This is a genomic window from Microbacterium sp. NPDC003461, from assembly GCF_053588335.1.
This window is the reverse complement of the sequence record NZ_JBSFPT010000021.1, coordinates 37,928-47,384: the sequence shown is the minus strand read 5'-3', so window position 1 is coordinate 47,384 and position 9,457 is coordinate 37,928. Positions and strand designations below refer to the sequence as shown.

At 73.5% G+C, this 9,457-nt stretch carries 9 protein-coding genes; 2 read left to right on the top strand and 7 right to left on the bottom strand.

The genetic code is table 11. From position 1 onward, the window contains the following. Nucleotides 1-182: 182 nt before the first annotated feature. The 6 genes from ACWDR7_RS09670 to ACWDR7_RS09645 all read right to left on the bottom strand — a co-directional run bounded on the left by ACWDR7_RS09670 (nt 183) and on the right by ACWDR7_RS09645 (nt 4,734). The gene (locus tag ACWDR7_RS09670; RefSeq protein WP_449854703.1) at nt 183-980 is read right to left on the bottom strand and encodes an SseB family protein; all 798 of its coding nucleotides are present in this window, start codon (nt 978-980) and stop codon (nt 183-185) included. 4 nt (nt 981-984) lie between these two features. After that, nucleotides 985-1,731 carry a bifunctional 1-(5-phosphoribosyl)-5-((5-phosphoribosylamino)methylideneamino)imidazole-4-carboxamide isomerase/phosphoribosylanthranilate isomerase PriA gene (priA, locus tag ACWDR7_RS09665; protein WP_449854702.1) on the bottom strand — a complete coding sequence of 249 codons (747 nt, stop codon included), beginning with the start codon at nt 1,729-1,731 and terminating at the stop codon, nt 985-987. A gap of 137 nt (nt 1,732-1,868) precedes the next feature. Further along, on the bottom strand, nt 1,869-2,531 hold the full coding sequence (gene hisH, locus ACWDR7_RS09660; protein WP_449854701.1) for an imidazole glycerol phosphate synthase subunit HisH: 663 nt from the start codon (nt 2,529-2,531) through the stop codon (nt 1,869-1,871). Further along, the gene (hisB, locus tag ACWDR7_RS09655) at nt 2,528-3,133 is read right to left on the bottom strand and encodes an imidazoleglycerol-phosphate dehydratase HisB (RefSeq protein WP_449854700.1); all 606 of its coding nucleotides are present in this window, start codon (nt 3,131-3,133) and stop codon (nt 2,528-2,530) included. Before hisB ends, hisH begins: the two co-directional genes overlap by 4 nt. Before the next feature lie 35 nt (nt 3,134-3,168). After that, the gene (locus tag ACWDR7_RS09650; RefSeq protein WP_449854699.1) at nt 3,169-4,281 is read right to left on the bottom strand and encodes a histidinol-phosphate transaminase; all 1,113 of its coding nucleotides are present in this window, start codon (nt 4,279-4,281) and stop codon (nt 3,169-3,171) included. A 90-nt stretch (nt 4,282-4,371) separates the two neighbouring features. Next, a complete protein-coding gene (locus ACWDR7_RS09645) occupies nt 4,372-4,734 on the bottom strand; it encodes a LysM peptidoglycan-binding domain-containing protein (RefSeq protein WP_449854698.1) in 363 nt (120 codons plus the stop codon). 239 nt (nt 4,735-4,973) lie between these two features. Between ACWDR7_RS09645 and lexA the strand changes: the two genes are divergently transcribed. After that, nucleotides 4,974-5,669, top strand: a complete 696-nt coding sequence (lexA, locus tag ACWDR7_RS09640) for a transcriptional repressor LexA (RefSeq protein ID WP_449854697.1) — start codon at nt 4,974-4,976, stop codon at nt 5,667-5,669. Nucleotides 5,670-5,723: 54 nt separating this feature from the next. Beyond that, nucleotides 5,724-7,712 carry an alpha/beta hydrolase family protein gene (locus ACWDR7_RS09635; protein WP_449854696.1) on the top strand — a complete coding sequence of 663 codons (1,989 nt, stop codon included), beginning with the start codon at nt 5,724-5,726 and terminating at the stop codon, nt 7,710-7,712. A gap of 91 nt (nt 7,713-7,803) precedes the next feature. Here the strand turns inward: ACWDR7_RS09635 and hflX are convergent, their stop codons facing one another. Next, entirely contained in the window at nt 7,804-9,342 is a 1,539-nt protein-coding gene (gene hflX / locus ACWDR7_RS09630; protein ID WP_449854695.1) for a GTPase HflX, read from the bottom strand. Nucleotides 9,343-9,457 lie beyond the last annotated feature (115 nt).

The following is a 9,457-nucleotide window of genomic DNA, read 5'->3' as shown; positions in this document are numbered from 1 at the left end:
CGTCATGGTCACGCGCAACCGCCGCATCCGCGGGGCGCGGTACTTCGGGCCGTACGCTTCGCTCGCACAGTGACCGGTTGCGCCGTGGTGAGCGACCGATCGGTTGCGGTGGTCGCGTCATCTCCGCGGCGTCGCCGCTGAAGTTCAGCACCCGATCGGGTTCGACCTGTCGGTGCAACCGGTCAGGAAAGTCCTCGCGCGAGCTTCACCTGGAGGCTGTCGACGAGCACCGCGATGCGGTCGTCCGCCGCCCAGCGCCGGGCGAGGCGCTGCAGCACGGCGTCGAGCTCGGTACGCTCCAGGCCCTCGACGAGCGTGAGGCGCACGACGAGCTCGGGGCCGCGCAGGCGCGCGGCCGGGTCGCCCGGCTCGACGGCGAGGTCGAGCACGGCCAGCTCCTGGCCGATCGACTCCTGCAGGCCCCGGTAGACCTCGGGGCTCGTCCACGCCGGCTCCCACGGCTGCGACTGCGCGATCGCCCACACGGCCGGCCGGCGCACGACGAACTCGGTGTCGGCGGCGGGATCGATCACGACGAGGTCGGTCTGCTCCCCCGCCGCCGCGAGCGCGGCGCGCGTGCCGGCGACGGGGATCGGGCGTGCCTTCGCGTCCCACCGGCGCATCGTGTCGACGCTCGAGAAGACCGGCTGCACGCTGCGGCCGTCGGGGGCCGCGACCGTGACGATCGACAGCTCCTGCGTCTTGTCCACCGCGAGCCCGTGCGCGCCTACGCCCTCGTCGCCCTTCTCGGCCACGAGCGGCACGAGCACGCGCGCCTCGCGCAGCGCGTCGACGACCGCGACGGGATCGCCCGAGCCGTCGCGGAAGCGCGTCAGCGCCTCCCACAGACGCGGGTCGGCCGATCCGTCGTCCCCGGCGGCCGGGTTCGCGCGGAACGTGCGGCCCTCCCACGGAACGCCGGCGGAGTCGGCGCGCGACGGATCCCCCGTTCCGCCCTGCGCGCCGCCGTGGTCGTGCACGATCTCAGTCGGTGGCGACGTCGAGCGCCTCGGCGAGCGTGAACGCGCCGGCGTAGAGCGCCTTGCCCACGATCGCGCCCTCGACGCCCTCGGGCACGAGACCGCGCAGCGCGGCGATGTCGTCGAGGCTCGAGACGCCGCCGGAGGCGATGACGGGCTTGTCCGTCCGCGAGGCGACCTCGCGCAGCAGCTCCAGGTTCGGGCCCCTGAGGGTGCCGTCCTTCGTCACGTCGGTCACGACGTAGCGCGCGCAGCCGGCGTCCTCGAGGCGGTCGAGCACCTCCCAGAGGTCCCCGCCCTCCTGCGTCCAGCCGCGGGCGGCCAGCGTGGTCCCGCGCACGTCGAGCCCGACGGCCACGGCCTCGCCGTAGCGGCCGATGATCGACGCGGTCCACTCGGGGTTCTCGAGCGCGGCCGTGCCGAGGTTGATGCGGTGCGCGCCGCTCTCGAGCGCCGCCTCGAGCGAGGCGTCGTCGCGGATGCCGCCGGAGAGCTCGATGTTGACGCCCTTGACGTGCTTGAGCACCTTGCGCAGCACGGCGGTGTTGCTGCCGCGCCCGAAGGCGGCGTCGAGGTCGACGAGGTGGATCCACTCGGCGCCCTGCGCGGCCCACTGCTCCGCGGCCTCGATGGGGTCGCCGTAGCTCGTCTCGGTTCCGGCCTCGCCCTGGGTGAGGCGCACGGCCTTGCCACCGGCCACGTCGACGGCGGGCAGCAGGATCAGTCCGGGTGTGGACGCGAAATCGTTCATATCTCCCTGTGCGGGCGGGACGCTACCGCCGGAACGCACGATGTCTGAGGGTACGCGCGCCGGGCCGATCGATCCAATCGAGCGCGAACTCCGGCGCGGATGCCCGGGGAGGGCGCGGATCGGGACCGCGCGCGGGATCAGCCGCGCAGCGATCCGACCCAGTTCGCGAGCAGGCGGATGCCGGCCTCGCCCGACTTCTCGGGGTGGAACTGGGTGGCCGAGAGCGGGCCGTTCTCGACGGCGGCGATGAACCGCCCGCCGTGCGCGGCCCACGTGACGGCGGGCTCGGGGAACGGGGGCTGCACGTCGAGCGTCCACTCCTGCGCGGCGTACGAGTGCACGAAGTAGAACCGCTCCTCGCCGATGCCGCGGAACAGCACGGAGCTCTCGGGCGCCTCGACGGTGTTCCAGCCCATGTGGGGAACGACGGGCGCATCGAGCTCGCGGACGACGCCGGGCCACTCCCCGAGGCCCTCGGTGTCGGCGCCGCGCTCGATCCCGCGCTCGAAGAGGATCTGCATGCCCACGCAGATGCCCATGACGGGCCGGCCGCCCGCCAGCCGGCGCTCGATCAGCTCGCCGCCGCGGATGGCGTTCAACTGCTCCATGACGGCGCGGAACGCGCCCACGCCGGGCACGAGCAGGCCGTCGGCATCGCGCACGAGCCCGCGGTCGTTCGTCAGGCGCGCGTCGGCGCCGGCCGCCTGCAGGGCCTTGACGGCGGAGTGGACGTTGCCCGATCCGTAGTCCAGGACCGCGACGAGCGGCCGCTCCTGGCCGGCGGAAGCCGCGTCGGTCACAGCGCGCCCTTCGTGGACGGCACGCCCGTCACGAGCGGGTCGAGGGCCTTGGCCTGGCGGAACGCGCGCGCGAGCGCCTTGAACTCCGCCTCGGCGATGTGATGCGGGTCGCGGCCGCCCAGCACGCGCACGTGCACGGTGAGGCCGGCGTTGAACGCGATCGCCTCGAAGGTGTGGCGCACGAGCGATCCCGTGAAGTGCCCGCCGATGAGGTGCTGCTCGAATCCGGCCGGCTCGCCGGTGTGGACGAGGTAGGGCCGCCCGGAGATGTCGACGACGGCCTGCGCGAGCGCCTCGTCGAGCGGCACGAGCGCGTCGCCGTAGCGCGAGATGCCCGACTTGTCGCCGAGCGCCTCGCGGATCGCCTGCCCCAGCACGATCGCGACGTCCTCGGCGGTGTGGTGCGCGTCGATGTGCGTGTCGCCGCTCGCCTTCACCGTGAGGTCGGTCAGCGAGTGCTTCGCGAACGCCGTGAGCATGTGGTCGAAGAACGGCACGCTCGTGTCGATGCTGCTCGCGCCGGTGCCGTCGAGGTCCAGTTCGAGCTCGACGGACGACTCGCTCGTCGAGCGGCTGCGGCGGGCGGTGCGGGCTGCGGTCATACCCTCGAGTCTATTGCGCGGGGCGGGATCCCGGCTCAGTTGCCGATCTCCGCGAGCGCCTCGAGGAACGCCGTCGTCTCGTCCTCCGTGCCCGCCGTGACGCGCAGGTGGCCGGGGATGCCGATGTCGCGCACGAGGATGCCGCGGTCGCGCAGCGCCGACCAGGTGCGCGAGGGATCGGTCACCCCGCCGAACAGGACGAAGTTCGCCCACGACGGGTAGACGGTGTAGCCGAGCGCCTCGAGCGTGGCCGACATGCGGTCGCGCTGCTCGACGATCTCGTCGACCGTGCGCAGCATCGTGTCGGCGTGGCGCAGGGCCGCGGAGGCCGCCGCCTGCGTGAGGGCGGACAGGTGGTAGGGCAGCCGGACGAGACGCAGCGCGTCGATGAAGGCGGGATCGGCGGCGAGGTAGCCGACGCGCGCGCCGGCGAAGGCGAACGCCTTGCTCATGGTGCGCGAGACGGCCAGGCGCGGGCGCCCCTCCAGCAGGCTCAGGGCCGACGGCTCCTCGCGCGGCGCGAACTCGCGGTACGCCTCGTCGACGATGACGATCCCGTCGGTGGCGTCGTAGACCGCCTCGACGACGTCGAGCGACAGCGGCGTGCCCGTGGGGTTGTTGGGCGCGCAGAGGAAGACGACGTCGGGCCGCGCGTCGGCGACCTGACGGGCCGCGTCCTCGGGATCGATCTCGAAGCGCGGGCCGCGCTCGCCCGTCACCCAGTCGGAGCCGACGCCGCGGGCCAGCAGCCCATACATCGAGTAGGTGGGTGCGAAGCCGAAGGCCGAGCGCCCCGGCCCGCCGAAGGCCTGCAGCGCCTGCTGGAGCACCTCGTTCGAGCCGTTGGCCGCCCAGAGCTGCTCGGGCACGAGTCCGTGGCCGAGGTAGTCGGCGAATCCCTCGCGCAGCTGGGTGAACTCGCGGTCGGGGTAGCGGTTCACGTCGCGCAGGGCGCGCGAGACGGCGTCGGCGATGTCGTCGGCGACATCGTCGGGCACCGGATGCGTGTTCTCGTTGACGTTCAGCGCGACCGGAACCGCCATCTGCGGCGCCCCGTAGGGCGTCTGCCCGCGCAGGTCGGCGCGGAGCGGCAGGTCGTCGAGGGTGATCGCGGGAGCGATCGAGGTATTCGCCGGGTCGGAGGTCACGCCCTCCATGTTAGATCCGAGCGGCCCCTCGATGCCGGACGATCGCCGTGCCCGTCATCGCGAGGACGACGATGCCGCCCCGGCCCCCGCTCAGTCGGCGTAGCCCGCGGGAACCGCGATCTGCTGGCCGGGGCTCACGAGCCCGCCGGCGAGGTTGTTGAGCCGCTTCAGCTCGTACACCACGTCGCGCGGGTCGTGACCGGGCGCCACGTCCTGCGCGATGCTCCACAGCGAATCGCCCGCGGTGACCGTGACGAGGTGGAACGCCGAGGCGTCGGCGCCCGCCTCGCCCGATGCCAGGGCCGCGCCGCCGCCGAGCACGGCCGCCGCGAGACCCGCGACGACCGGGGCGGCCGCCAGCGCCGCCAGCACGCGGCGGCCGCGCACCGTGAGGCGCAGCCGGGTGCGGGGCGCGGAGGGGGCTGCCGCTGCCGTGAGGATGGCGGTGCTCATGTCGTGCTCCTTCTGTCTGGGCGGCTTCGCATCCGACGCTCGGCCGGGAGGCCGGATGCGAAGCTCTGTACCGAATATACGTTCGACGGTTCGAACATGTCAACGCTATCTCCGACATCCGACATCGGATCCGCCGGGACACGCTCGAACAAATCTCCCGAAGACCCCGACGAATCGGCTACCTTCGAGGTCGAGGGTCACGTAATCACGGACCTCCGACATCCGAACGAGGAGCACAGATGAGCGACGCCGCGGCCGACATCGCCGGCACCGACGACAAGCCCCGCACGCGGCGTCGCCGGAACCTCAGCGAGAAGCAGATGGCCATCCTCGAGGTCATCCAGCGCTCGATCCAGCGCCACGGCTACCCGCCGAGCATGCGCGAGATCGGCGACGCCGTCGGGCTGAAGTCGCTCTCGAGCGTGACGCACCAGCTCGGCCAGCTCGAGCTCAGCGGCTACCTGCGCCGCGACCCCGGCAAGACGCGCGCCATGGAGGTGCTCATCGACCTGCCCGGTCTGTCGGGCGAGAACCCGGCCGACACGGCGCCCGCCGTCGGCGACGCGGCGATGGTGCCGCTCGTCGGGAACATCGCCGCGGGCGTGCCGATCACGGCGGAGCAGCAGGTCGAGGAGATCTTCCCCCTGCCCCGCCAGCTCGTGGGCAAGGGCGAGCTGTTCATGCTCAAGGTCAACGGCGACTCGATGATCGACGCCGCGATCTGCCACGGCGACTGGGTGGTCGTGCGCGCGCAGAACAACGCCGAGAACGGCGACATCGTCGCGGCGATGCTCGACGGCGAAGCCACCGTGAAGGCCTTCCGCCAGCGCGACGGCCACACGTGGCTGCTGCCGCGCAACTCGGCGTTCGAGCCGATCCTCGGCGACGAGGCGACCGTGCTGGGCAAGGTCGTCGCCGTGCTGCGCGCCGTCTGATCCGCACCGGCGGGCGCCCTGCGGCCCGCCGCCGTCTCGCCTACGGTGGGTGGCATGGCCTCCGAAGCGACCGCCCCCGCCCGCACGATCGCGCCCTACGGCACGTGGCGATCGCCGATCACCGCGGCCGACGTGGCCGGCGGATCGCTGCGCGTGGACGGCGCGCGCTTCGTGGGCGACGAGGTCTGGTGGAGCGAGGGCCTGCCGGCCGAGCGCGGCCGCACGGCCCTGATGCGCGGCGAGGCCGGCCGCGAGCCCGAGGTGCTGCTGCCCGCCCCCTGGAGCGTGCGCTCCCGCGTGCACGAGTACGGCGGCGGTGCGTGGACCGCCGGCGACGACGGCGTCGCCTACTTCGTCGAGCACGCCGACCAGCGCGTCTACAGGTTCGCGCCGGGCACGGATCCCGAGCCGCTCACCCCGGCGGACGGCGGCATGTGCTTCGGCGACCTCACCCTCGCCGAGGGCGCGCTGTGGGCCGTGCGCGAGACGCGCACCGGCGCCCCGGTGCCCGCGCGCGACATCGTGCGCATCCCCCTCGACGGGTCGGCCGCGCACGACGCGGCCGCCGTCGCGAGCGTCGTGGCGGGCAGCGACTTCCTCGCCTATCCGGCCCCGCGCGGCGATCGGATCGCGTGGATCGCGTGGGACCATCCCGACATGCCGTGGGACGCCGCCGAGCTGCGCGTCGGCCGCCTCGACGAGCGCGGCCGCGTGACCGAGCACGTGGTGATCGCCGGCGGGCGCACCGCGGCGGGCACCGTCTCGGCGCTGCAGCCCGAGTGGACGGGCGACGACGAGCTGATGTTCCTCGCCGACATCCCGCACCCGGGGCAGGATGCGCGCTGGAACCTGCACTGGGCGCGCGTCGACGGCCTGTCGGCGGTCGGGCCCGAGCCGATCATGACGGTCGACGCCGACACGGGCGGGCCCCTGTGGAACCTCGGCGCGCGCTGGTACGCGACCACGACCGACGGCCGGATCCTCGCGGTGCAGACGAACGGATCGGATCAGCTCGTCGTGATCGATCCCACGTGCGGCGCCGAGGACGCCCTCGACACGCCCCTCACGGGCGGCGTGCTCGTGCGCGACGTGCGGGGCCAGCGCGTGCTGCTGACCGGCGCCGGCGCGCGCGTGCCGGGCGGCCTGTGGCTGCTCGACGTCGACGCGCACACGATCGAGCCGGTGCGGGGCGGCGTGCCCGTCGGCGACCTCGACCCCGCCTGGCTGCCGGTCTCGCGCGCCATCACCTGCCCCGGTCCGAACGGTCCCGTGCACGCGTTCGACTACCCGCCGACGAGCCCCGAGTTCGACGCACCCGAGGGCGAGCTGCCGCCCTACCTCGTGCTGGTGCACGGCGGTCCCACCACCCACGTCTCGGGCACGCTCTCGATCGTCATGGCGTACTTCACGAGCCGCGGCATCGGCGTGCTCGACGTGAACTACGGCGGGTCCACGGGCTACGGCAGGGCCTATCGCGAGCGGCTGCGCGGCGGCTGGGGCGTCGTCGACGTGCAGGACACGGCGGCCGCGGCGCGCGGGCTCGCGGAGGCGGGGCTCGCGGACGCGGACCGGATCGCGATCAAGGGCGGATCGGCGGGCGGCTGGACGGTGCTGTGCGCGGTCGCCGACACCGATGCGTTCGCCGCGGGCATCAGCCGCTACGGCGTGGCGGATCTGCGCCGGCTGGTGGCCGACACGCACGACTTCGAGGCGCGCTACCTCGACGGGCTCGTCGGGCCCCTGCCCGAGGCGGAGGAGGTGTACGTCTCGCGGTCGCCGCTGTCGCGCCCCGAGACGCTGCGCACGCCCCTGCTGATCCTGCAGGGCGCGGACGATCCCGTCGTGCCGCCGAGCCAGTCGGAGGCGCTGCGCGACGCGCTCGCGGCCAACGGCGTGCCGCACGCGTACCTGCTGTTCGAGGGCGAGTCGCACGGCTTCCGCCGCGCCGACACGCTGCAGCGCGCCTTCGAGGCGGAGCTGGCGTTCCTCGGCGAGGTGCTCGGCTTCACCACCCCGGACACCCCGCCGCTCGAGCTGGACTGACGACACCCCGCCGAACCCGCCCTCGATCGGCGAGCCCGCGCCGCATCGAGCGCGGGCTCGGCGGACGAGCGCGGGTTCGGCGGGGGTGGGGTCAGAGCGTGTAGGGCTCCAGCTCCGCCGCGAGGCGGGCGTTGACGCGCGCGTGGACGAACGTGCCCTCGGTCTCGTGGCGGCGCTCGAGGAGCTGGCCGGTCTCGTGGATGGCCGAGACGAGCTCGCCGCGGCTGTACGGCACGACGGCGCGCAGCTCGACCTCGGGCAGCGGCAGCGCGTCCTCGACGACGCGACGCAGCTCGTCGATGCCCTCGCCCGTGCGGGACGAGACGAACACCGCGCGCGGCTCGAGACCGTGCAGCACGAGCCGGGTGTCGTCGTCGACGAGGTCGGCCTTGTTGAAGACGACGATCTCGGGCACCTCGCGCGCCCCCACCTCGCCCATCACGTCGCGCACCGTGGCGATCTGCCCGGCGGGATCGGGGTGGTGCGCGTCGACGACGTGCAGCAGCACGTCGGCGTCGGCGACCTCCTCGAGGGTCGAGCGGAACGCCTCGACGAGCTGGTGCGGCAGGTTGCGGACGAAGCCCACGGTGTCGGCGAGCGTGTACACGCGCCCGTCGCTCGTCTCCGTGCGGCGCACGGTCGCATCGAGCGTGGCGAACAGCGCGTTCTCGACGAGCACGCCGGCGCTCGTGAGGCGGTTCAGCAGGCTCGACTTGCCGGCGTTCGTGTACCCCGCGATCGCCACCGACGGGATCGTATTGCGCTTGCGCTCGGAGCGCTTGGCATCGCGCGCAGGCGCGAAGTCGCGGATCTGGCGGCGCAGCTGCGCCATGCGCGTGCGGATGCGACGCCGATCCAGCTCGATCTTCGTCTCACCCGGTCCGCGCGAGCCCATGCCCGCTCCGCCCGCGCCGACCTGGCCACCGGCCTGGCGGCTCATCGACTCACCCCAGCCGCGCAGGCGCGGCAGCAGGTACTCGAGCTGGGCGAGCTCGACCTGCGCCTTGCCCTCGCGCGTCTTCGCGTGCTGCGCGAAGATGTCGAGGATCACGGCGGTGCGGTCGATCACCTTCACCTTGACGACGTCCTCGAGCGCGCGGCGCTGCGAGGAGGCCAGCTCGGTGTCGGCGATGACCGTGTCGGCGCCGACGGACGCCACGAGGTCCCTCAGCTCCTCGGCCTTGCCGCGGCCGAGGTACGTCGCGGGGTCGGGGTGCGGGCGGCGCTGCAGCACGCCGTCGAGCACGACGGCGCCGGCGGTCTCGGCGAGCGCCGCCAGCTCGCGCAGCGAGTTCTCGGCGTCGACGAGCGAGCCCTGGGAGTAGACGCCCACGAGCACGACGTTCTCCAGCCGCAGCTGCCGGTACTCGACCTCGGTGACGTCCTCGAGCTCGGTCGACAGCCCCGGGACGCGGCGCAGCGCGGCGCGCTCCTCGCGATCCCACTGCTCGCCGTCCGATGTGCCGTAGGCCGTCGCGTCGTCCTGCAGCGCCTGGGCGCCGCCGAAGGTGCGCAGCCCCGAGCGCGCATCGACGCTCGCCAGCACGCGCTCGACCGGATCGATCGAGTCCTCGGTCGCGTCGTCGCGGCGCGAGGTGGTGTCCGGCTCGGACGAGGTGGATTCCGTCATGTGCTCCCTGTCTTCGTGCACGTGCAAGCCCTTCAGCTTAGGTGATCCGCCGCGATCGCGGCAGATGGTGTCCTGCGCAGGAACTGCGCGTTACGGCGGACCGTCGACTCCGGTA

Bases quoted from the DNA above. Each gene is read 5' to 3' on its own strand.
- lexA (WP_449854697.1), top strand. From the start codon at position 4,974: ATGAGCGACGCCGCGGCCGACATCGCCGGCACCGACGACAAGCCCCGC.
- ACWDR7_RS09645 (WP_449854698.1), bottom strand. From the start codon at position 4,734: ATGAGCACCGCCATCCTCACGGCAGCGGCAGCCCCCTCCGCGCCCCGC.
- ACWDR7_RS09635 (WP_449854696.1), top strand. From the start codon at position 5,724: ATGGCCTCCGAAGCGACCGCCCCCGCCCGCACGATCGCGCCCTACGGC.
- hisB (WP_449854700.1), bottom strand. From the start codon at position 3,133: ATGACCGCAGCCCGCACCGCCCGCCGCAGCCGCTCGACGAGCGAGTCG.
- priA (WP_449854702.1), bottom strand. From the start codon at position 1,731: ATGAACGATTTCGCGTCCACACCCGGACTGATCCTGCTGCCCGCCGTC.
- hflX (WP_449854695.1), bottom strand. From the start codon at position 9,342: ATGACGGAATCCACCTCGTCCGAGCCGGACACCACCTCGCGCCGCGAC.